At 71.0% G+C, this 20,138-nt stretch carries 22 protein-coding genes; 13 read left to right on the top strand and 9 right to left on the bottom strand.

Translation table 11 applies throughout. The annotated features are described in order from the left end of the window. Positions 1-194: 194 nt before the first annotated feature. The 4 genes from ACZ6SD_RS27510 to ACZ6SD_RS27495 all read left to right on the top strand — a co-directional run bounded on the left by ACZ6SD_RS27510 (position 195) and on the right by ACZ6SD_RS27495 (position 5,464). Positions 195-1,163: a hypothetical protein gene (locus tag ACZ6SD_RS27510; RefSeq protein ID WP_465319897.1), complete on the top strand. Its 969-nt coding sequence runs from the start codon at positions 195-197 to the stop codon at positions 1,161-1,163. Positions 1,164-1,727: 564 nt separating this feature from the next. Then, positions 1,728-3,950 (top strand): sensor histidine kinase, encoded by a 2,223-nt coding sequence (locus ACZ6SD_RS27505; protein ID WP_465319896.1) that lies wholly within the window; start codon positions 1,728-1,730, stop codon positions 3,948-3,950. 102 nt (positions 3,951-4,052) lie between these two features. Beyond that, positions 4,053-4,724 carry a response regulator gene (locus ACZ6SD_RS27500; protein WP_465319900.1) on the top strand — a complete coding sequence of 224 codons (672 nt, stop codon included), beginning with the start codon at positions 4,053-4,055 and terminating at the stop codon, positions 4,722-4,724. A 107-nt stretch (positions 4,725-4,831) separates the two neighbouring features. After that, the gene (locus ACZ6SD_RS27495) at positions 4,832-5,464 is read left to right on the top strand and encodes a helix-turn-helix transcriptional regulator (RefSeq protein WP_465319895.1); all 633 of its coding nucleotides are present in this window, start codon (positions 4,832-4,834) and stop codon (positions 5,462-5,464) included. Between the two features lie 33 nt (positions 5,465-5,497). Here the strand turns inward: ACZ6SD_RS27495 and ACZ6SD_RS27490 are convergent, their stop codons facing one another. After that, the gene (locus tag ACZ6SD_RS27490) at positions 5,498-6,079 is read right to left on the bottom strand and encodes a pyridoxamine 5'-phosphate oxidase family protein (protein ID WP_465319894.1); all 582 of its coding nucleotides are present in this window, start codon (positions 6,077-6,079) and stop codon (positions 5,498-5,500) included. A 126-nt stretch (positions 6,080-6,205) separates the two neighbouring features. On the opposite strand from ACZ6SD_RS27490, the gene ACZ6SD_RS27485 reads away from it, so the two are divergent. Then, positions 6,206-6,613 carry a MarR family winged helix-turn-helix transcriptional regulator gene (locus ACZ6SD_RS27485; RefSeq protein ID WP_465319899.1) on the top strand — a complete coding sequence of 136 codons (408 nt, stop codon included), beginning with the start codon at positions 6,206-6,208 and terminating at the stop codon, positions 6,611-6,613. Here the strand turns inward: ACZ6SD_RS27485 and ACZ6SD_RS27480 are convergent. Further along, the gene (locus ACZ6SD_RS27480; protein ID WP_465319893.1) at positions 6,583-7,146 is read right to left on the bottom strand and encodes a carboxymuconolactone decarboxylase family protein; all 564 of its coding nucleotides are present in this window, start codon (positions 7,144-7,146) and stop codon (positions 6,583-6,585) included. The two genes, ACZ6SD_RS27485 and ACZ6SD_RS27480, sit on opposite strands and share 31 nt — an antisense overlap. A gap of 158 nt (positions 7,147-7,304) precedes the next feature. Here ACZ6SD_RS27480 and ACZ6SD_RS27475 point away from each other — a divergent pair, with 158 nt between their 5' ends. The 5 genes from ACZ6SD_RS27475 (at position 7,305) to ACZ6SD_RS27455 (ending at position 12,547) form a co-directional block, all read left to right on the top strand. After that, positions 7,305-7,748, top strand: coding sequence for a Pvc16 family protein (locus tag ACZ6SD_RS27475; protein ID WP_465319892.1), 444 nt, complete (start codon positions 7,305-7,307; stop codon positions 7,746-7,748). Positions 7,749-7,919: 171 nt separating this feature from the next. Beyond that, positions 7,920-9,278 (top strand): glycosyltransferase family 39 protein, encoded by a 1,359-nt coding sequence (locus tag ACZ6SD_RS27470; protein WP_465319891.1) that lies wholly within the window; start codon positions 7,920-7,922, stop codon positions 9,276-9,278. Continuing rightward, positions 9,262-9,423, top strand: coding sequence for a hypothetical protein (locus ACZ6SD_RS27465; RefSeq protein ID WP_465319890.1), 162 nt, complete (start codon positions 9,262-9,264; stop codon positions 9,421-9,423). The genes ACZ6SD_RS27470 and ACZ6SD_RS27465 overlap by 17 nt, the downstream gene beginning before the upstream one ends. A gap of 322 nt (positions 9,424-9,745) precedes the next feature. After that, positions 9,746-10,828, top strand: a complete 1,083-nt coding sequence (locus ACZ6SD_RS27460) for a GNAT family N-acetyltransferase (protein ID WP_465319889.1) — start codon at positions 9,746-9,748, stop codon at positions 10,826-10,828. Between the two features lie 105 nt (positions 10,829-10,933). Continuing rightward, positions 10,934-12,547, top strand: a complete 1,614-nt coding sequence (locus ACZ6SD_RS27455) for a succinic semialdehyde dehydrogenase (RefSeq protein ID WP_465319888.1) — start codon at positions 10,934-10,936, stop codon at positions 12,545-12,547. Between the two features lie 120 nt (positions 12,548-12,667). Here ACZ6SD_RS27455 and ACZ6SD_RS27450 read toward each other — a convergent pair whose 3' ends face one another. Further along, positions 12,668-12,874 carry a DUF397 domain-containing protein gene (locus ACZ6SD_RS27450; protein ID WP_465319887.1) on the bottom strand — a complete coding sequence of 69 codons (207 nt, stop codon included), beginning with the start codon at positions 12,872-12,874 and terminating at the stop codon, positions 12,668-12,670. Further along, positions 12,861-13,754 (bottom strand): helix-turn-helix domain-containing protein, encoded by an 894-nt coding sequence (locus tag ACZ6SD_RS27445; protein WP_465319886.1) that lies wholly within the window; start codon positions 13,752-13,754, stop codon positions 12,861-12,863. The genes ACZ6SD_RS27450 and ACZ6SD_RS27445 overlap by 14 nt, the downstream gene beginning before the upstream one ends. A gap of 421 nt (positions 13,755-14,175) precedes the next feature. Here ACZ6SD_RS27445 and ACZ6SD_RS27440 point away from each other — a divergent pair, with 421 nt between their 5' ends. Further along, positions 14,176-14,451: a hypothetical protein gene (locus ACZ6SD_RS27440; protein WP_465319885.1), complete on the top strand. Its 276-nt coding sequence runs from the start codon at positions 14,176-14,178 to the stop codon at positions 14,449-14,451. Between the two features lie 103 nt (positions 14,452-14,554). Here the strand turns inward: ACZ6SD_RS27440 and tesB are convergent, their stop codons facing one another. The 5 genes from tesB to ACZ6SD_RS27415 all read right to left on the bottom strand — a co-directional run bounded on the left by tesB (position 14,555) and on the right by ACZ6SD_RS27415 (position 19,475). Further along, positions 14,555-15,490 carry an acyl-CoA thioesterase II gene (tesB, locus tag ACZ6SD_RS27435; protein ID WP_465319884.1) on the bottom strand — a complete coding sequence of 312 codons (936 nt, stop codon included), beginning with the start codon at positions 15,488-15,490 and terminating at the stop codon, positions 14,555-14,557. Positions 15,491-15,541: 51 nt separating this feature from the next. Beyond that, positions 15,542-16,966 (bottom strand): pyruvate kinase, encoded by a 1,425-nt coding sequence (gene pyk / locus ACZ6SD_RS27430; RefSeq protein WP_465319883.1) that lies wholly within the window; start codon positions 16,964-16,966, stop codon positions 15,542-15,544. Between the two features lie 97 nt (positions 16,967-17,063). After that, complete coding sequence (locus ACZ6SD_RS27425) at positions 17,064-17,729, bottom strand: DUF2461 domain-containing protein (protein ID WP_465319882.1); 666 nt, start codon at positions 17,727-17,729, stop codon at positions 17,064-17,066. After that, the gene (locus ACZ6SD_RS27420) at positions 17,726-18,502 is read right to left on the bottom strand and encodes an aminotransferase class IV (RefSeq protein ID WP_465319881.1); all 777 of its coding nucleotides are present in this window, start codon (positions 18,500-18,502) and stop codon (positions 17,726-17,728) included. The genes ACZ6SD_RS27425 and ACZ6SD_RS27420 overlap by 4 nt, the downstream gene beginning before the upstream one ends. 64 nt (positions 18,503-18,566) lie before the next feature. Beyond that, positions 18,567-19,475 carry a trypsin-like serine peptidase gene (locus ACZ6SD_RS27415; RefSeq protein WP_465319880.1) on the bottom strand — a complete coding sequence of 303 codons (909 nt, stop codon included), beginning with the start codon at positions 19,473-19,475 and terminating at the stop codon, positions 18,567-18,569. A gap of 233 nt (positions 19,476-19,708) precedes the next feature. Between ACZ6SD_RS27415 and ACZ6SD_RS27410 the strand changes: the two genes are divergently transcribed. Together ACZ6SD_RS27410 and ACZ6SD_RS27405 are read left to right on the top strand one after the other, a co-directional pair. Continuing rightward, on the top strand, positions 19,709-19,927 hold the full coding sequence (locus ACZ6SD_RS27410) for a hypothetical protein (RefSeq protein WP_465319879.1): 219 nt from the start codon (positions 19,709-19,711) through the stop codon (positions 19,925-19,927). Between the two features lie 5 nt (positions 19,928-19,932). After that, positions 19,933-20,121: a DUF397 domain-containing protein gene (locus tag ACZ6SD_RS27405; RefSeq protein ID WP_465319878.1), complete on the top strand. Its 189-nt coding sequence runs from the start codon at positions 19,933-19,935 to the stop codon at positions 20,119-20,121. Positions 20,122-20,138: the final 17 nt, after the last annotated feature.

Below are 20,138 nucleotides of genomic sequence, written 5' to 3'. Positions count from 1 at the left end.
CCCCCCCCCCCCCCCCCCCCCCCCCCCCCCCCCCCCCCCCCCCCCCCCCCCCCCCCCCCCCCCCCCCCCCCCCCCCCCCCCCCCCCCCCCCCCACACCCATAGATGAGGACATCGGAACCCGAACGTGACGTTCGCTTTCGCTAACTTTCCCGCCGAGTGGGCCAATGCCCGGCGAACTGCCAAGATGCACCGCGTGACTCCCCCCTTCGCGCCCGTTCCCGCCGGACACCTGGCTCCCCCACGACCCCCGGTGTGGTGGTCCGGCCTGGCCGCAGCGGTCGGCCTCCTGGGCGCGGCGGCGCTCGCCCTGGCAGGCTCGTTCGGTTCGGCCTTCCGACTGACGATGCCCGCGCAAGAGGGCGGCGAACCACTCGAAATCGACCAGACACTGTGGACAACCACCACCACCGACGCGGCCGACCTCGGCGCGTTCCTACGTCCGCTATCGGACTACAGCGGCATCCCAGTCGCGGTCGGCGCGGGCCTCCTCACCATCGCGGGCATCCTCGCACTGGTCGCGACCCTGCGCGCCCGCCCCCGCCTGGTGACGGCGATCCGCGTCATCAGCGGCCTGGGCACCGGAGTGCTCGCAGGCAGCGTCGCGGCACTGGGCATCAGCCTGATCGGCTTCATCGACCTGGTCCTGCACGGCCCCGCGTTCGAGGGCACCAGCACAACGGTGAGCACGGAGATCGGCCTGACCCTGGTCATCATCGCGGCCGTCCTGGCCTTCGCGGGCACAGCCGCCACCTGGATCTGGCGCAGGCACCGCCGCGTGGAACCCGCCACCCCACCCATGGGCTTCCGCTCCCCGATGGCGCCCCCACCCCCCGGCTTCCAGCCAACCGGCTATCCGGTGAGCCCCGCATGGCCCCACCCCACAGCCCCTCCCGCACCCCACACCCCGCCACCGGTGGTCGCGGTTCCCGTCGGAAATGGATCGTCCACCACACCCCCAGAAAGCACGGAGGCGAGCGGCAAACCCGAGGACACCACCACCCCGGAATCCCCAACCACAACCCCCGAGAAAGCCCCCGCGACCGACACCCAAATGGCGAACCCCGACACCACCAACGAGGTCAGCCAACGGTTGGAGACCCCCGCAGAGCCCACCCCCACCGAAGACGACCCAGACCGCACCCAACTGGTGCCGAAAACCTGACACTCGCCCACACAGGAACATCTAAAGCCGCGACGCGTGGGCAGGGGCAGGGGCAGGGGCGATGGTGCGGAATTGGCAGTGAATCCGCCCCCCGCCAGGCCGCATCCGCCCCTGCCAGGTGCCTGATGGGGTAGACGGAGCAGCAAACCCGCTCTGCTGCCAGCCCCGCCCCCTGCCAGGCCGAACCGACGCCCGCCCAGTGCTCGATGGGGTGGAGTGGTTTCTTTGGGGGAGAAGGAAGATCCCTAAACTCGCCGTGGTCGTGGGGCCGAAGGCTCCCCACCCGTCTTTCCCACGACGGGATCTTCCTTCGTAGGGGCCCCAAAGAAACCACTCCACCCCATCGAGCAGACAGCACACAGCCAGCCACCCCGAGAACCCGCTCCACCCCATCGAGCAACCCCACCAAGCAAACCCACGAGAGCAACCACTACTCCGTGTCAGCGACCCCACCCCACCCCCACTTCCCGCAGTGAGACAGCACTAGCCCATTAGAGGGTCCACAACGTCGGCGACCAGGCGATACCCCTGGGTTTGCCCCCCATGCTGGGGGATGATCCGGTGGTGTCCGGTGCCTCGGCGGACGCGCGGCGCCTGTCCGCGGCGTACCTGCTGCTCACGCTCGCACTTCTCGGGGTAGCCGGGTGGTGTCTGCTGTCGCGGGCGCTGGCGCCGAGCGACGGCACCACCGTCAACGTCGGCGACAGCGCCGTCTCCCCCGCCGCGGTGATCGTGATCGACCACGAGCCAGGCAGCCCGCTGCGCACCGGCGACCAGATCCTCGCCATCCACGCAAACACGCCGACCATCGGAGACGACCTCCTCTACCGGGTCCTACGCGACGGCGAGATCATCGACCTGACCGTGACCGTCACCGCTTACCCCCTGTTGGACAAGCTCGCCGAAGGCTGGCCAACGCTGCTGGTCGTCACGTTGCTCACCGGCACCGCAGTGACCATCTTCTGGTTCCGCCCCACCGAGCCAGCCGCGCGAGCAGCGCTGCTGTCGGCCGGAATCACCGCCCTCACCACCGCCGGGGCGACGTTCTTCCCACTGGAGGCGCTCGACCTGGTCGCGGGCGGTCAGTTCTGGCGGTGGTTCGCCGGTGAGGCCGCGTTCGCGCTGCTGTGGTCGGCGATGTTGCATTTCGCGCTGGCGTTTCCCGCGGTGCTCGACGCCCGCGCGCACCGGCGGTGGGTGATCCTGGCCTACCTCGGCCCGCCGCTGCTGTACGGGCTGTGGTGCCTGCGGGCGCTGTGGCTGGACGAGCCGGTGGCGCGGCTGGCGGTGCTGGGCTCCCCCGCCGTGCCCGCGCTGTTCGTCTACCCGCTGGTGATCCTCGCGGTGCTGATCGGCAAGTACCGGCGCTCGGCCGACCCGACAGCGCGGCGGCGGCTGCGGTGGCTGGCGGCGGCGCTGGGCGTGGGCGCGACGGTGTACCTGGCGGCCTGGGTGCTGCCGACCAGGTTGACGGGCGCTCCCCTGCTGCCCGAGAGCTACCACGCGCTGGCGTTCCTGCCGGTGCCGGTCGCGGTGGCGGCGGCGATCCTGCGGCACCGGGCGCTGGACATCGAGGTGGTGATCAGCCGGTCGCTGATTTACGGCGCGCTGAGCGCGGGGGTGGTCGCGACCTATGTGGCCGCGGTGGCGGGGCTGTCGCTGCTGTTTCCGCCGATCGATCCGCTGTGGCAGCAGGCAATGGCCGCCGCCGGGGTCGCGGCGCTGGCGCAGCCGCTGCGGGACCGGCTGCAGGAGGTGGTGAACAAGCGCTTCTTCGGGGACGCCGACGACCCGTACCGGGTGGTGTCCGCGCTGGCCTCGCGGCTGGAGAACACGCACGCGCCGGAGGCGATGCTGCCGGGGATCGTGGAGACGGTGGCCGCGGCGCTGCGGCTGCCGTACGTGGCGATCGAGATCCAGGTGAAGGGGCGTGGCGAGATCGCGGCGAGCACGGGGACGCCTGCCGCGGGCGCCCACCACCTTCCGCTGACGTTCCAGGGTGAGCGGGTGGGCACGCTGATCGTGGGCGGGCGCGCGGTGCTGCGCAAACGCGACCGGGCGGCGCTGGCGGAGGTCGCGCGGCACGCGGGCACGGCGGTGCACACCGTGCGGCTCACCCGGGACCTGCGGCGCAGCCGGGACCGGCTGGTCCGGGCCAGGGAGGAGGAGCGCAGGCGCATCCTGCACGAGTTGCACGACGGCGTCGGGCCGACCTTGGCCGCGATCGCGCTGGGTTTGGACGCGAGCAGGCGCGGCGTCGACGCGGGCAGCGCGACCGGGTTGCTGCTGGCCCGGCTGCGCGACGAGTTGCAGACCGCGATCACCGAGATCCGGCGGCTCGCGCACGGTCTGCTGCCCCCGGTGCTCGACCAGATCGGGCTCGTCCCGGCCATCCGGGAGTACGCGGGCGCGCTCGCGAGCCGCACCGCGCGGCCGGACGGGACCGACGAGGGCGTCACGATCATGCTCGAAGTGCCGACGGTTCTGCCGAGGCTTCCCGCGTCAATCGATGTCGCGGCCTACCGGATTATCTGCGAGGCGTTGACCAACGTGACCAGGCACGCACGGGCCACATCTTGCGCGGTCCGGCTGTGGGTCGACGACGACCTGCACATCGAGGTCGTCGACGACGGGGTGGGGCTGCCGCGCCGGACGGTCGGCGGGGTGGGTTTGGCGTCCATGCGGGAGCGGGCCGCTGAACTGGGCGGGGACTGCCTTGTCGAGGCCGAGGACGAGGGCGGGACCCGGGTGTCGGCGACCCTGCCGCTGCCCAAGGAGTGCCTGTGAGGACGAACGAAGCACGCGGGGCCGTGAACCGAGCGAGTGTGGGAGCAGATCATGGACGCAGTGCCTTCACCGGTGCAGCCGCCGACCGCGCGCGGTGGCCGCATGAGCCAGTACCACCCGAGAGTGCTGGTGGTGGACGACCATCCGCTGTTCCGGTTCGGGCTGTGCACGGTCCTGGCAGGCGAGCCGACGGTGGAACTCGTCGGCGAGGCGGCCACCGGGCGGGAGGCGATCGCGGCGGCGCGGGCGCTGGCCCCGGACGTCGTGGTGATGGACGTGCACCTGCCGGACATGACCGGGATCGACGCCGCCCGCGCGATCGTGGGCGAGCGGACCCAGACCGGAGTGCTGGTGCTGACCATGTTCAACGACAGCGAGTCGGTGTTCGCGGCCATGCGCGTCGGCGCGCGCGGGTACCTGCTGAAGGGGTCGGGGCAGGACGAGATCGTGCGCGCGGTGCACGCGGTCGGGCGCGGGGAGGCGATTTTCGGCCCGGACATCGCCACCCGGGTGCTGGGGTTCTTCACCGCGCCGCGGCCGAGGGAGGCCGCGCCGGTGTTCCCGGAACTCACCACGCGCGAGCGGGAGGTGCTGGCGCTGATCGCCGACGGGGTGAGCAACCCGGTGATCGCGAACCGGCTCTCGCTCAGTCCCAAGACCGTGCGCAACCACGTGTCGAGCATCTTCACCAAGCTGCACGTGGCCGACCGCGCCCAGGCGATCGTGCGGGCGCGCCGGGCGGGGCTCGGCGGGGCGGGCCAGGAGGGCGGCTAGGTCCGCCCTTCCGGGCAATGACGGGACACCGGTCCCATGCGCTCGGGACGCGCTTTCGGGCACCGTGATACGGCCGGGGGGACGGACGGGGAGAGATGGGGAGAGCGATGCCGCAACAGAGTCGGACACCGGTGATCGTGCGGGCGACGGACCCGATTTTGCGGAACGGGGTGCACATGGCGCTGCGCACCCGGCCGGAGGTGTGGCTGGTCGAGGAGCAGGACGCGACGCCGGACGCGGTCGCGCTGGTGGTGGCTGACCGGTTCGACGAGCGGGCCGGGCAGCTGCTCAAGGCGTTGCAGTGCCGAGGGTTCGCCCGGGTGGTGCTGGTGGCGGGCGAGTTGGAGGACACCGAGATCATGACCGCGGTGGAGGGCGGCGTGTGCGCGGTGGCGCGCCGGTCCGAGACGACGCCGGATGTGCTGGTGCGGCTGGTGAAGGCGGCCTCGGCCGGGGAGGGCGCGCTGCCGCCGGACCTGCTCGGGCGGCTGCTCAACCGGGTGTCGCGGTTGCAGCGGCACGTGCTGGAGCCGCGCGGGCTGCACTTGGCGGGCATCACGAACCGGGAGACCGAGGTGCTGCGGCTGGTCGCGTCCGGTCTGTCCACAAAGGAGATAGCTGATCAGCTCTGCTACTCCCAGCGGACCGTCAAGAGCATCCTGCACGACGTGACCAACCGGTTCCAGCTCCGCAACCGCTCGCACGCGGTGGCTTACGCCTTGCGGGAAGGGCTGATCTGAACACTGTCCGAATAGGACATTCTGACCAGTGGGCTAGTCGGTGCGCGGGGGCAGTGGGAGCGGGAGGGCGGGCAGGCCGTCGAGGCTGGCGCCGACGTGCGGCTTGGCCGCGCAGTAGGCGGCGAACTCCTCATCGGTCTTGCGGCCGAAGTAGTCCGCGTGCAGGGTGCGGTCGCCCTGGTAGGCCAGGAACGGGACGGCATAGCCGCAGGTGTCGCTGATCCGGTCGGCAGTGACCACGATGACCGCGCGCACGGCCGGGGCCTGGCCGTCGGCGAAGCGCGGGATCAGCGTGGGCCAGCGCGGGTCGTCGCGGAAGACCGGCTCGCCCCGGCCGTGCACGCGGACGATGGCGGGCGGGCCGTCGAAGGCGCACCACATGAGCGTGATGCGGCCGTTTTCCCGCAGGTGCGCCACGGTTTCCGCGCCGCTGCCGCCGAAGTCGAGGTAGGCCACGGTCCGCTCGTCAAGGACCGCGAGCGACCCGGCCCGCCCCTTCGGCGAGAGGTTGACCATGCCGTCCCCGGCGAGCGGGGCGGTGGCCACGAAGAACAGCGGCTGCCGCTCGATGAACTCGCGGAGCCTGCCGTCGAGGCGTTCGTAGGTTTTGCCCATGGGGCCAGTATGGTCCGGTGGCGCGGGGGTCGGCGCGCGAAATAAGGTGGGCGAACTCGACCGCAGAACCGAGGGGGAACCGTGGCGGACACGCCCGCGCTCCTGGCCATGGCCTTTCGGGTGACTATGGACCAGGTGCACGAAACCCTTGCGCGCGAGGGATTCGATGATGTGCGGCCCGCGCACGGGTTCGTGTTCCAGTACCTGTCGCTGCACCCGGAGGCCACCGCGGTTGACCTGGGGCAGCACCTCGGTGTGACCAAGCAGGCCGCGGTGCAGCTGGTGGACGAGCTCCAGCGGCGCGGCTATGTCGAGCGCGGGCCGCATCCGACCGACCGGCGCAGCCGGGTGATCGCGCTGACGCCGCGCGGGTGGGCCTGTGTTCGGCGGGTGGTCGAACTGTGGGACGACCTGGAGAGCCGGTGGGCCGAGCTGATCGGCGCGGACCGGCTCGACCGGCTCCGCGACGACCTGGCGGGTCTGATCGCCGACGGCGCGGGCGGTCAGCCGGTCGCGCTGCGCCCGGTCTGGTAGCCGTCCCACCGGTAGTCCTCGAACTGGGCGTCGAGCGGCGCGTCGGTGAGGCGGTTCGCGAACGTCGACATCGTGTAGGCGCCGATGCCCAGGACTACTTCCAGCGCGTTGCGCCTGGTGAAGCCCGCGGCGAGGAAAGCCGCGGGGTCCGTGCCGCCGCCGGTCTCGATGACCGCCGTCGTGAAGCGGCGCAAGGCATCGAGGCGGGCGTCAGCCAGCGGAGCCCCCTCGCGCAGTCCGTCGATCAGATCGGCGGGCGCGGCCTGTTTGTCCAAAATGGACGAATGCATCGCCACGCAGTAGTGGCAGCGCACGTGGGCGGCCAGCGTCATGATGACGACCTCGCGCTCCACCGGACTCAGCGTGGTCCGGTCGAAAACGGCGACATTGTCGAAGAAGGCGCCCAGCAGCTCGGGTGACTCGGCCATCCTGGCGACCGGCTCCGGCACGAAGCCGAACTTGCGCCGCGCGCCCGCGATAAGCGGTTTCGCTTGCTCCGGCGCGGTTTCGACGGTGTGACTGGCGAATGCCATGACTCTCCCCCGGTTGTTCGGCACGCTCTCGAAAGTACCGACACCGCGCCAGATGGTCAAGTTGCTTGACCACTTCGCCCCTTCGGGCGGCATCGACGCGCCGATAAGACGGGCGGCGGACCGGTGCGCCCCAACCGGTTCCGCCCGACACTGAGCCCATGATCACCGAAGTGGACGAGGCGCTGCGCCTGCTGCTGGTCCGTTCCCTGCCCAAGGGGACCGCCGTGCGGCTGGACCCGCCGAAGCCGACCTGGCAGACCGAGCGGCCGTCGAACGTCGTCGACCTGTTCCTGTTCGGACTCCGCGGCAGCGGACCCGAGCGGCGCCCGGCCGAGCACCGCTGCTCTCTGTCCTATTTGGTCACGGCTAGCGCCCGAAAGGTGGCCGAGGAGCACTTACTCCTCGACCGCGCGCTGCGCACGGTGATCTTCGCCACCACACTGCCCGCCGACTGCTTGGCGGGCGCGCTCGCCGAGACCGGCGAGCCGGTGTTCCTCTCGGTGTCCGACCACGATCCCGGCGACCTGTGGAGCAACCTGGGGATGCCCGCGCGGGCGGCTTTCGTGGTCACCGTGAGCGCCGCCTACCCGCCAGTCCACTGAGGACACGACGGGCGGCTCGGCTGGCGACGCGCGGGTACATTCGGGAACGGACCGGCTCGCCGAGCCAAGCGAGTCGCCGACACCTGGGGGTGCCCGATTTCTGCCGATTCACCGCTGCCCGCCGAGACCGGACCGGCGGACGGCGCACCGGCCTGGCTCCGGCTCGGCGCCGTGCTCGTCCCCGCGGCCATGACGCTCCTGCTCGGCTGCGTCGGCCTGGTCCGGGTCGAGCTGTGGCGCGACGAGCTGGCGACCTGGAACGCCGCGACCCGACCGGTGGCCGACCTGTTCGCCATGGCGGGCAACATCGACGCTTTCTACTTCCCCTACTACCTGTTCACGCACTTCTGGATCGCGGTCTTCGGCGATTCCACCGCCGCGCTACGGGCGCCGTCCGTCCTGGCCGCCGCGGGCGCGACCGCCCTGGTGGCCATGATCGGATCGCGGTGGTTCGGCCGACCGGCCGGGTTCTGCGCCGGGGTCGTCTTCGCGCTGATCCCGATGGTCTCCCGGATGGCGCAGGAAGCGCGGCCGTACGCGTTCGTCATGCTGTTCGTCGCGCTGTCGACGTGGCTGCTGCTGCGCGCCGTGGACGACCCGACGTGGGGCCGCTGGGCGGGCTACGGTCTCGGCATGACCGCGCTCGGCGCGAGCCAGGTGACCGCGCTGACGCTCGTGGCCGGACACGCGGCCCTGGTGCTCGTCCGGTGGCGGCGGCATCGGGACAACCGGATGCTGCGCTTCGCGGTCGTGTTCGCTACCGCGCTGGTTCCGCTGGCGCCGCTGGCCGTGGCCAGCCTCGGCCAGCCGCAGGTGGTGACCGACCTGCTCCCCCGGCCCGACCTGGCGGCGCTGCTCGGTTTCACTTACCCGTTCCCGCCGGACAGCGCGGTGTGGCCGCAGGTGTTCCGGTCCGCCTGGGTCGCGTGGATCGTGCTTGCCCTCGCCGTGGTGGCGGTCGTGGTGGCGAAGCGGCGGCAGGACGCGGCGCTCGCGCTCGGCATGGTCGTCCTGCCCCTGGTCGTCCTCTGGGTCGCCTCGCAGGCGGGCAAGTCCTTCTTTTTCCCCCGCTATTTCGTGTTTCTGCTGCCGGTGGCCGCGGTCGCGGCGGGCATCACCCTCGCCGCGGCCCGCTGGCCCGCGGTGTGGGTCACGGCGCTGGCCGCCGTCGCCGCGGCCGGGGTCACCGACCAGGTGGCCGCGCGCTCGCCCGACTCCCACGACCACGCGTTCTACCCCTACCCGAACATGTTCAGCGAGTATCCCGGCCAGTACGCGGCCTACACGCGGTTGGCCGACCGCATCCGGGCTGAGGTCCGGCCCGGCGACGCGATCGTCTACCCCGACCGGCCGAACTTCTGGTTCACCGACAGCGCCATCGCCTACTACCTGCGCGGCGAATCCGCGCCCCGGGACGTCTTCCGCGCGCGCTCCGAAGTCGCCAACGCAAGCCTGTTCGCCAGCGACACCGCCGACTACGCGGGCGCGCTGCGGGGAACGGACCGCGTCTGGGGTGGTCGGCCTCGGTGAGCGGCAGGACCCGTTCGCCGCGAATCCGCTGTTGTTCGCGCCCCCGGCCAACCCCGCCAAAGTGGCCGCGCTCACCGGGGAGTTCGAGACCGCCCAGGTGAGCCGCGTCCCCGGGTTCACCCTCACCCTGATGACCCGCCGGTGAACGGGTGCTGAACGGCTTCGGCCAGCGCGGGCACCACGAGGGGACCGTGATCGCGAGGCGGTAGCGTGGGCCCGTGCTGCCTGAGCGCGGAGACTGGAACCGGAAAGTGTTCGGAGTCGGCGGAGGCGTCAAGGACACCGGGAACGTCGAGCGAGCCAACGCCGACCGGGGCGGCCGCCACCGGCGCGACGGGCGGCAGGCGCCGCGGCGAGGCCCCGCCCCGGATTCGGGCGGCGGGCGGGTTCCCCGGCAACATCCACTGCTCACACAGTGGAAACACGTGGGCCCCCAACAGGCAACAGTGCGCGGGGAACCTGGGGACATGGACACGACCGCGACCACCCCCGGCACGCCCACCACCTGGCGGCTGCGGGTGCGACTCGACGACCGCCCGGGAGCGCTGGCCAGGGTCACCACCCGTCTCGCCGCCCGGGACTGCAACGTCTTGAGCCTGTCGGTGCTGCCGGTTCCCGGCGGCGTCGTGGACGAGATCGTGGTGCACACCCCGCCGGGGGTGCAGCCCGCCCAGCTGATCGATGAGATCCGCGCCGAGGGCGGCCGCTGCGTCGGGATCACCCGCGCGGACCTGCGGCACCTGGTGGACCGCACGACCGCCGCGCTGCGCGCCGCAGGGGCGGCCCTGCGCGACCCGTCCGCCACCGCGGAGTCGGTGCGGGCGCTGCTCGGCGCTGACTCGGTGAGCGTGGCCGACGCCGACGCCGGGGCGGCTCCGGACGAGGGCGGGCACCGCGCGGTGCTGACCCTGGGCGACGGGACCGCGCTCGTGGCGCGTCGGGGCTGGGCACCGTTCACCGAGGTCGAGCTCGCCCGGGTCGCCGCGTTCGGCGAGGTGCTGACCGCGGGCGAGGTGGCCGCGGCGAGCCCGTCGGCGGTCATCACCGGCGACGGCGCGGGCATCGTGCTGCGCGGCGGCACGCCAGCCGACGCCGACGCGGTGTCCGACCTGCACGCCCGCTGCTCGGCCCAGACGCTGTTCGCCCGCTACCACGCCGGACTGCGGACGCTGCCCCGGCGCTGGCTGCACCGGCTGCTGCAGCCGCCGCGCGGCACCACGCTGCTCGCGCTGTGCGGCGCCGAGGTCATCGGGATGGCGCAGCTCATCCGCACCAACGACCCGGCCGAGGCGGAGATCTCGGTGCTGGTCGAGGACTCCTGGCAGCGCCGGGGCGTGGGCCAGGCCATGATCTCCCGGCTGGGCGCCATCGCCCGCGGGGCCGGGCACCAGCGGATGATCGCCTGGTGCCTGCCATCCGAGGTCGGCTTCGAGCGGGCCGCGGTGTCCTCGGGCCTGCCGGTCGCGGTGCGCCGGGAGGACAACATGCTGCGGGTCGCGCTCACTGTGGGCGCGCGGCAGCAGGCGACGGCCTCGGTCACCGCCTCCTGACCCCGTCGCGGGGGCGAAGCCGAGGAACGTGACGGCGGCCACTGGCACGCGGCTATCTACTGAGAAGTAACATGGGTGCTCAGTGCCGAGCGAAGGAGCGCGCCCATGACCACCGCCGCGACAGCGACCACGACGGCAGGCCCTGCGACACCCGGCGCCACGATCGGCGCGGTCTCCGGCGCGCCGACCGCGGCGCGGGCCGCCCAGTTGGTCTCCCGCGCCGCCGAGGGCGAGTCCCCGACCACGGTGCAGATGAGCGCGCCGTTCACCGGGAAGCCGATCACCACGCTGCCGCAGATCGGCGACGCCGACGTCCGGCGCGCCTTCGCCAGGGCGCGCACGGCCCAGGCGGCGTGGGCGGCGCTCCCGGTGGCCGAGCGGGCCCAGGTGTTCCTGCGGCTGCACGACCTGATCCTGGAGCGGCAGGCGGAAGCGCTCGACATCATGCAGGTCGAGACCGGCAAGTCCCGCCTCGACGCCTACGACGAGGTCGCCGTCACCGCGATCACCGCGGCCTACTACGGCCGCAAGGCCGCCCGGCTGCTCGCGCCCAAGCGCCGGGCAGGCGCGTTCCCGGTCTTCACCCGGACCACCGAGGTGCGCCACCCCAAGGGCGTGGTGTCGATGATCTCGCCGTGGAACTACCCGCTGGCGCTGACCGGCATGGACGCCATCCCGGCGCTGATCGCGGGCAACGCGCTAGTGCAGAAGCCGGACAACCAGACCGCGCTGAGCGCGCTGTGGATCAACGAGCTCGCCGAGGAGGCCGGGCTGCCCAAGGATGTCTGGCAGATCGTGCTCGGCCGCGGCTCCAAGATCGGCACCGCGCTGATCGAAGAGGCCGACTACCTCGGCTTCACCGGGTCCACCGAGACCGGCAAGGGCCTCGCCGCCCGCGCCGCGGCGCTGCTGACCAGCTACTCGATGGAGCTTGGCGGCAAGAACCCGATGATCGTCCTGCCGGACGCCGACATCGACAAGGCCGCGGCGGGCGCGGTCACCGCGTGCTTCTCGTCGGCGGGCCAGCTGTGCGTGTCGGTGGAGCGGATCTACGTCCACGAGAGCATCCGGACGGCGTTCACCCGGGCGTTCGTGGCCCGCACCAAGGCCCTCAAGCTGGGCGCGGGCCTGGACTACAGCGCTGAGATGGGGTCGCTGACCTCGACCGACCAGTTGGAGACGATCTCCCGGCACGTCGCGGACGCGACCGCCAAGGGCGCGACGCTGCTCGCGGGCGGCAAGGCGCGGCCGGACCTGGGCCCGCTGTTCTTCGAGCCGACCATCCTGACCGACGTGCGCGAGGGCATGATCCTGTTCGCCGAGGAGACCTTCGGGCCGGTCGTGTCCGTCTACGGCTACACCGACGAGGACGAGGCCATCGCGCGGGCCAACGACACCCGCTACGGGCTCAACGCCAGCGTCTGGACCCGCAACCGCCGGGAGGGCGAGCGGGTGGCCGCCCGGATTCACGCCGGAACGGTGAACGTCAACGACGGCTATGGCGCCGCGTTCGGCAGCCTGGACGCCCAGATGGGCGGAATGGGCGAATCCGGCGTCGGCCGCCGCAATGGCGCGGAAGGGTTGCTCAAGTACACCGAGGCGCAGACCATCGCCGCGCAGCGGGTGATTCCGCTGCGCCCGGCCCGGCCTATTCCCACCAAAGCGTGGACGGCTGGGCTCACGGTCGGACTGAAAGCGCTCAAGCGCCTTCCCCGGTGACCAACCGGGAAACCAGGTAAGGCAGGTACGGGGCCACGGTTCGGCCGTGGCCCCGTCATCGAATCAGGCTCTCCGGCCGCGGTGACGACCACCGCGGCCGGGCACGCCCGCCCGGTTACCTCAGTTGGCGCCGAGCAGGTCGCCCTTCACGGCGCCGACAAAGGCGTCCCATTCGATGTCCGCGAACGCCAGGTGCCCGAACTCCGCATTCTTGGAGTCCCGCACCGCTGCGCCGCTTCTGCCGACCACGAGCTCCACACAGTCATTACCTGCACCGCTGCGGCTGCTCTTGCGCCATTCAGCGCCTGCCAGGTCAGAAACGGTCACGCCCGACTCCTCTCGTGTTTTCACCGGAATAGCGGGCAAGCCGATCTGCCGCCCGCCGGACCATGTCGACGGTGTCATCGGGTTTCAACGCCGCCGCACGCAAATGGTCAAACATCAACGTATACCGACGGACATCGGACGGCTGCTCCAGATATACGCCCGATGTGGTGTTCTCGACATAGACGACATCCGGATCCGCCTGTTCCGGGAATCCCAGGATCAGGAACGGAGCCTCCATGCCCGCGTGCGCTCCGGCCCCGAAGGGGACCACCTGGAGAATCACGTTGGGCATGGCCGCCGCCTCGACAAGCCGGGTCAGTTGCGCGTGCATGACCTCGGGTCCGCCGGTGACGCGGTGCAGCACGGCCTCGTCGAGCACCGCCCAGTACTCGGGCGGGTTGGGGTCGGTGAGCAAACGCTGGCGCGCCAGCCTGCCCTTGACCCGCTTATCGATCTCGGCCTCTTCGACATCTGGCCTGATGGCCCGGATGACCGCTCGGGTGTAGTCCTCGGTCTGCAAGAGCCCGGGGACCAACAGCGCCTGATGGGTGTGCAGCGACGAGGCGTCCGCCTCCAGGCCGACGAACGACCCGGTGAACACCTCGTTGTAGGCGTGCCACCACCCTTTCTGGCGTGCCTCGCGCGCGAGTTGCACCAGCGCCTCGCGCTTGTCCTCCTCGATGCCGTACAACTCCAGCATGTCGCGGACGTCGCGGGGGGTGACCCCGACGTGCCCGGTCTCGATCCGGCTGATCTTCGACGCGGAGCATTCGAGTTTCTCGCCGACCTCATCGATGGTCAGGTCGGCGGCCTCCCGGAATCGCCTCAACTCGCTCGCGAGCCTGCGCCTGCGTACCGTGGGGCTGGGTCCCCGCGCCACGTCTGTCACCTCGTTCCTGCTGGCCGATTCCCGCTGGCCGGTTTCCGCTGGTCGACACAGGTCGAACCGACGCGGTGACCGGCCACCGTGGTCGGCGCGACTCCGCGCCGCTGGCAAGTGTCGATGCTGATCTTGCCGAACACAAGGGAGCTTTTGGCTCGTTCTGGACGCTGTCGTTAACCGGTTAACCAGTTGGAGCATTTTTGTCACACGAACGGGTGGTGCAACTTGCAGACTGCCGCTCGCAGGAAGCAGTGTGCAGATCAGCAGGGCGCCAGATCGGCGAATCGGACGGGGCGGGCAGCACGGCCGAGCCGGGCGAACAGCCGTCACACCAAGGAACATCGACCGATTCGTCAGTCCACTTGAGTCACACACCAGCGCGGGAGGCCTTCGGGTGAGCGGGTCGATTTTCGGACACATGGAAGCCTCGTTGCAGGGCTACCTGACCGACATCAGCAACCGGGCCCGCGACGACCACGACGCCGCCCACATCGCCCGCCACGAGCTGCCCCGCGTCGTGTCCGCCCTACAGGCGCTGCTCGCCGACCACCACCCCGACGAGAGCGGCCGGTGCCCCTCGTGCCGGACGCGGCTGTTCACCCGCGCCCCCGCGCCCTGCCGGGCCTACCTGACCGCCCACCTGTGCCTGCTGATCACCGAGGACACCGCGTACCGGGAGCATCTGCCCGGCTGAACACTTCGGGGCGCCCGTCGACACCACCCCTCCCGCGCGCCCCGAACCCCCGGCAGGACCGGAACCTCCCCCGACGGTTTCGGTCCTGCCGGTCCCGGGTCCGCTACTCGTGCAGGCGCAGCAGGCCCTCCTGGACGACGGTGGCGACCAGTTTCCCGTCCTGAGTGAAGAACCGGCCGGTCGCTAGCCCCCGCCCGCCCGACGCGCTCGGCGACGCGCAGTCGTAGAGCACCCACTCGTCGGCGCGGAATGGGCGGTGGAACCACATCGCGTGGTCCAGGCTCGCGCCCATCACCTTGTCGGTGCCCCAGTAGACGCCGTGGCGGGCCAGGACGGCGTCGAGCAAGGTCATGTCGGAGGCGTAGGCCAGCACGCACACGTGCAGCAGCGGGTCGTCGGCCAGGACGCCGTCCGCCCGCATCCAGACCTGGTTGCGGGCGTCCCGCGGCCCGGTCTCCCGCGACAGCCACGGCGGCTCGGACACGTACCGGATGTCGATGGGGCGCGGGCGGTCGATGATGTGCCCGAACTTCTCCCGAAGCTCCGGGGTCAGCAGCTCGCCGTTGGTGGGCAGCGTTTCCGGATCGGGGACCTCAGGCATCGCCTCGGCGTGCGCGATGCCCTCCTCGGCGAGCTGGAACGACGCCGACAGCGCGAAGATCGCCTTGCCGTGCTGGACCGCGACCACGCGCCGGGTCGTGAACGAGCGGCCGTCGCGGATGCGGTCGACCTGGTAGACGATCGGCACGCTCGGGTCGCCGCCGCGGATGAAGTACGCGTGCAGCGAGTGCACCCCGCGGTCGGCTGGCACCGTGCGCCCCGCGGCGACCAGCGCCTGACCGGCCACCTGGCCCCCGAACACCCGCACCGGCGAGTGCCGGGGGCTCACCCCGCGGTAGATGTCCTCCTCGACCTTCTCCAGGTCCAGCAGCGCCACCAGGCGGTCAAGGACCTTCTGTCCGTGCGGGACGCCGTCGGCGGTCCTGGGGGCGTCAGCGGGCACGCCGGACTCGGCGGCGAGCCGGGCGGCTTCGGTCATCACGGGGTCCTTTCGCCGGACACCGGCGCGAGGGGGCCCTAGGCAGGGTCCCTAGGCGTGGTCCTCCTCGCCCAACCGGTGAACGCGAATGAGATTAGTCGAGCCCACCGTCCCCGGCGGCGAGCCCGCGACGATGACCACGAGGTCGCCGGGCTGGTAGCGGCCGATCGACAGCATGGAGATGTCGACCTGGCGGACCATGGCGTCGGTCGAGTCGACCTCCGGGACGAGGAACGTCTCGGTGCCCCAGGTCAGCGCGAGCTGGCTGCGGACCTCCTGCTCGGGGGTGAACGCCAGCAGCGGCAGCCGGGTGTGCAGGCGCGCGAGGCGCTTGACCGTGTCGCCGGACTGCGTGAAGGCGACCAGGGCTTTGGCGTTGAGCCGCTCGCCGATGTCACGGGCAGCGTAGGAGAGCACGCCGCGCTTGGTGCGCGGGACGTGGGTCAGCGGCGGGACGGTGGGCGTCTCGCTCTCCACGGCCTCGATGATGCGGCTCATCGTCTGCACGGTCTCGATGGCGTAGCGGCCGACGCTCGTCTCGCCGGAGAGCATCAGCGCGTCCGCGCCGTCGAGCACCGCGTTGGCCACGTCGGAGGCCTCCGCGCGGGTCGGGCGGGAGTTGTTGATCATCGAGTCGAGCATCTGGGTGGCCACGATGACCGGCTTGGCGTTCTCCCGGGCGATCTGGATCGCGCGCTTCTGCACCAGCGGGACCTGCTCAAGCGGCAGCTCCACGCCCAGGTCGCCGCGGGCGACCATGACCCCGTCGAAGGCCAGCACGATGGCTTCGAGGTTGTCGACGGCCTCGGGCTTCTCCAGCTTGGCGATCACCGGCAGGCGGCCCCGGCCGACCCGGTCCATCACCTGGTGCACCAGGTCGATGTCGGCGGGCGAGCGGACGAACGAGAGCGCGATGAAGTCGACGCCCAGGTGCAGCGCGAACTCCAGGTCCTCGATGTCCTTCTCCGACAGGGCGGGCACCGACACGTCCATGCCGGGCAGCGAGAGCCCCTTGTTGTTGCTGACCGGACCGCCCTCGGTGACCTCGCAGACGACGTCCTGGCCCTCGACGGCCGCGACCGTGAGGCCGACCTTGCCGTCGTCGACGAGCAGCCGGTCACCCACCCTGGCGTCGTCGGCGAGGCCCTTGTAGGTGGTGGAGACGCGGTCGTGGGTGCCCGCGACGTCCTCGACGGTGATCCGCACGACGTCGCCGGTGCGCCACTCGACCGGGCCGCCCGCGAACGTGCCGAGCCGGATCTTCGGGCCCTGCAGGTCGGCGAGGATGCCCACCGCGCGGCCCGCGTCGTCACCCGCGGCGCGCACCAGGTCGTAGACCTGCTTGTGGTCGCCATGACTGCCGTGGCTGAAGTTCAGCCTCGCCACGTCCATGCCCGCGCCGACCAGTTCGCGCACCCGCTCAGGGGTGGAAGTGGCGGGGCCCATCGTGCAAACGATCTTCGCTCGTCGGCTCACAGGACAACAGCATAGCCCGGTTGCTGTACCGATCCCGAACAAGCGGCGGAGAAGATCCGATTCGATTAAGACTGTTTTACCTGCGGTAATCTTCCCGCTACCGAGCGACCTCGCTCACACCAACGTGGTCGCGGCTCCACTCGTTGAACGCCCGGAGCTGCCGCCATGCGGTGCGCACCCGGGTGAGGCAGCCGCGCTCATGCAGCGTGTCGTCCGGCTCCCAGACGCGCACGGCGTAAACCGAGCGGTACTGGAGCAAATCGATGCGCGGGTGGTCCTTGGCGTAGCCGCGCGGGGCCGTGCGCAGCCGGTCGCCCAGGATCTCCCAGCCTGAGCGCTCCAGCTTCGCCAGGATCGCGCGCAGCGCCTCGCCGTGGATCTCCTCGGCGACCGCGGTCCGGTACCGGGCGAGCTGGTCAGCGGCGAGGTGGAAGCAGCCGCCGCCGACGCGCAGCCCCGCTGGCCCGACCTCGACGTAGTACGCCCCGCCGCCCCGGCCCGCCTCGATCACGCCGCCGCAGTGCGTCTTGTACGGCGTCTTGTCTTTGGCGAACCGCACATCGCGAAACGGGCGGAACACCTTCGCCCGGCCGAACTCTGCGCCGAACTCCTTCTCCAGCTCACCCAGCAGGGCCTGCATGGGGGCGCGGACGTCGGCGTCGTAGGTCGCCTTGTTCGCGTCCCAGTACGCCTTGGAATTGTCGGCCACCAGGCCGTCGTAGAAGTCGATCGCGTACTCGCCGAACCCTTGAAACGCAGTCACACGCGCTCCCCCGCGGTCAGGTCGTGGCAGCGCAGCAGCCGGGCGGCGGCGTCCGGGTCGACCTCGTACTTCACGTCATCGATCTGCGTGATGGGCCGCACCGGGGTGAGCGCGTTGGTGGCGAACGCGGCGCGGAAGCCCGCGAGTTCGGCGGCGAGCACCGGGCGCGTCTCGTACGCCAGGCCGCCGCGGTTCAGGCCGCTCTGGATCAGGCCCATGCCGACCCCGGGCAGCGCGGGCGAGCTCGGCCAGACGACCTTGTCGCCGTCGAGGAAGCACACGTTCCAGGTGCAGCCCTCGGAGACCTGGCCGTCGGGGGCGACGAACAGCACGTCGTCGTAGCCCGCCTGGCGGGCGAGCCTGCGCTGGTAGAGCAGCCCGAACGTGCCGACGTGCTTCACCTGCGGCAGGTCGCGCTGGTACCCGGCGGTGCGCACGCGCAGCGGCGGCGGGGCTTCGCCGGACAGCGGGTCGGCGGTCACCATGATCTCGGTGTCCAACTCGGCCTCGGGCCGCCGCCGGTCGAAGGCGGGCGCGAACACGGTCACCTTGACCAGGGCGGGCCCGGCCACGCCCGCGGCCGCGGCGCGGATCGCCGCGCGCACCTGGTCCTCATCGATCCCGCGGCCGAAGACGATCCGCGAGTCCCGGTCGAGCCGTTCGAGATGCCGGGCCAGGCCACGCGCCCGGCCGTCCGCCACCCGCAGCGCGGTGTAGTGCCCGTAGCTCACCAAGGCGGGCGGGTTCGGCTGGAGATCGTTCTGCGTGCTCATCGGCGGCAGTCTCGCATGCGCCGCCGACGCCGCGACCCGCAGGCGCGCGGCGTCGGCGGGCGCCTCAGGCCGCCGCGGCGGTGTTGTAGAGGTTTTGGGCGTCGGCGCCGAAGTACGGGCCGAACATCCAGAACGGCAGAATGCTGATCTTGTAGCTGTTGACCGAGTTCTGCACCCCCAGCCCCGTCCTCTCATCGAACGACTGGAACCACGGGCCACCGCTGGAGCCGCCGGTCATGTCGCAGGTCATGCCGACCCCGCTGCTGAGGAACGCGCTGAACGTGCGACCGCTGCAATAGATGAGCTTCGTGCCGTCATACGGCGCCGCGGCGGGATAGCCGAAGGCGTACATGTTCTGCGCCTTCGGCTGGTTGAAGGCCACCCCCTGCCCGCCGACCACATCGGTGAGCAGCGCCCCGTTGAGCGGGCTCACCACCGCGGCCCCGATGTCGAAGTTGATGTCCTCACTGGCGTCCCACTGCGGCGTGGCGAACGTGGCGCGCGCGGCCCACTTCCCGTAGGGCGCGGCACCGTTGTCGTAAGCGGGGACGAAGACCCAGTTGGTGTGGTACGCCCCGTCGAGTTTCACGCAGTGCCCGGCGGTGAGCACCGTGCTCTTGTTGGCGCTAGTGACCGCGTCACCGCTACAGGAGGCGTCGCGGCCCCCGTAGGTGAAGAAGACCCGGCCGGTGGTCTTGACCACCGCACCGCCCCCGGTCCACGCCGCCCCACCGCTGGGGTAGGCGGTCGGCGCGATCACCGTGGGCGCGGCGGTGGCGACGGAAGTCCTGATTTTCTTGTGCGCCACGGCAATCCGGTCAAGCGGAACAGCCGCGCGCATCCGCTCCGGAGTCCAGTGCGCGGCAGCCGAAACCACCTCGGCCGAGTCGCCGACCGCGTGCGCGGGCACGGTCAGGCCAAGAACGGATAACGCCGCGACAAGGACGATCAGAGCGACACGGTGCGGGGACATGAACTCCACCTCCGAGGACGTCGTACGGGGAGATGGAGTTGATATTTGCTCACTTTTCGCCGGGTGGCGTCCGTCATCCGGGTGAACTCGCGCACGGGATTCGGTGACTCCCGGTCAGACCACGACGGTTCGCGCGGTGCCGAAAGTTCCCACGCGATCGGTCTCCGACATCGCATTCACCGAACAGACAGCACATCAGGCATATCTACCGGGAGGATGACTACAGTGATTGGATGACAAAAGGAACGACGCTGGGAAAGCGCGGGCTCAGCAGGTTCTTCAAGCCGATCGTCAAGCACCGGGTGGAGGTAGACCAGGTCGCGGACAAGGCGGACTGCCACTCGCAGACAATCGTGCGACTGCTGTCCCCGGCCACGCGCCGCCCAGCGAGCAACGCCGCGCCTGCGGACGCGGACACCAGCGAGTTCATCCGCGAACTACGTGGAGAGTAAGGAAAATGAGCACTGGCAAGACCTGGCGCAAAAGCAGCCACAGCCAACCGGACAACATGTGCGTCGAACTCTCAGTCGGCGAACAAACCACCGGAATCCGAGACTCAAAAAGCCCCAACACCGGCGCACTCACCTTCCCCACCCACACCTACACCACATTCCTCACAACACTAAAAACCACCCCACACCACTAACACCACAAAACAGCGAG

The organism is Actinokineospora sp. NPDC051303 (genome assembly GCF_055586285.1).
Note: the sequence above shows the minus strand (reverse complement) of the source record. Positions and strands in the feature narration are given on the sequence as shown.

Coding starts and splice junctions, on each gene's coding strand:
- ACZ6SD_RS27500 (WP_465319900.1), top strand. CDS start 4,053: ATGAGCCAGTACCACCCGAGAGTGCTGGTGGTGGACGACCATCCGCTG.
- ACZ6SD_RS27495 (WP_465319895.1), top strand. CDS start 4,832: ATGCCGCAACAGAGTCGGACACCGGTGATCGTGCGGGCGACGGACCCG.
- ACZ6SD_RS27490 (WP_465319894.1), bottom strand. CDS start 6,079: ATGGGCAAAACCTACGAACGCCTCGACGGCAGGCTCCGCGAGTTCATC.
- ACZ6SD_RS27485 (WP_465319899.1), top strand. CDS start 6,206: ATGGACCAGGTGCACGAAACCCTTGCGCGCGAGGGATTCGATGATGTG.
- ACZ6SD_RS27480 (WP_465319893.1), bottom strand. CDS start 7,146: ATGGCATTCGCCAGTCACACCGTCGAAACCGCGCCGGAGCAAGCGAAA.
- ACZ6SD_RS27475 (WP_465319892.1), top strand. CDS start 7,305: ATGATCACCGAAGTGGACGAGGCGCTGCGCCTGCTGCTGGTCCGTTCC.
- ACZ6SD_RS27460 (WP_465319889.1), top strand. CDS start 9,746: ATGGACACGACCGCGACCACCCCCGGCACGCCCACCACCTGGCGGCTG.
- ACZ6SD_RS27455 (WP_465319888.1), top strand. CDS start 10,934: ATGACCACCGCCGCGACAGCGACCACGACGGCAGGCCCTGCGACACCC.
- ACZ6SD_RS27440 (WP_465319885.1), top strand. CDS start 14,176: ATGGAAGCCTCGTTGCAGGGCTACCTGACCGACATCAGCAACCGGGCC.
- tesB (WP_465319884.1), bottom strand. CDS start 15,490: ATGACCGAAGCCGCCCGGCTCGCCGCCGAGTCCGGCGTGCCCGCTGAC.
- ACZ6SD_RS27420 (WP_465319881.1), bottom strand. CDS start 18,502: ATGAGCACGCAGAACGATCTCCAGCCGAACCCGCCCGCCTTGGTGAGC.
- ACZ6SD_RS27415 (WP_465319880.1), bottom strand. CDS start 19,475: ATGTCCCCGCACCGTGTCGCTCTGATCGTCCTTGTCGCGGCGTTATCC.
- ACZ6SD_RS27410 (WP_465319879.1), top strand. CDS start 19,709: ATGACAAAAGGAACGACGCTGGGAAAGCGCGGGCTCAGCAGGTTCTTC.
- ACZ6SD_RS27405 (WP_465319878.1), top strand. CDS start 19,933: ATGAGCACTGGCAAGACCTGGCGCAAAAGCAGCCACAGCCAACCGGAC.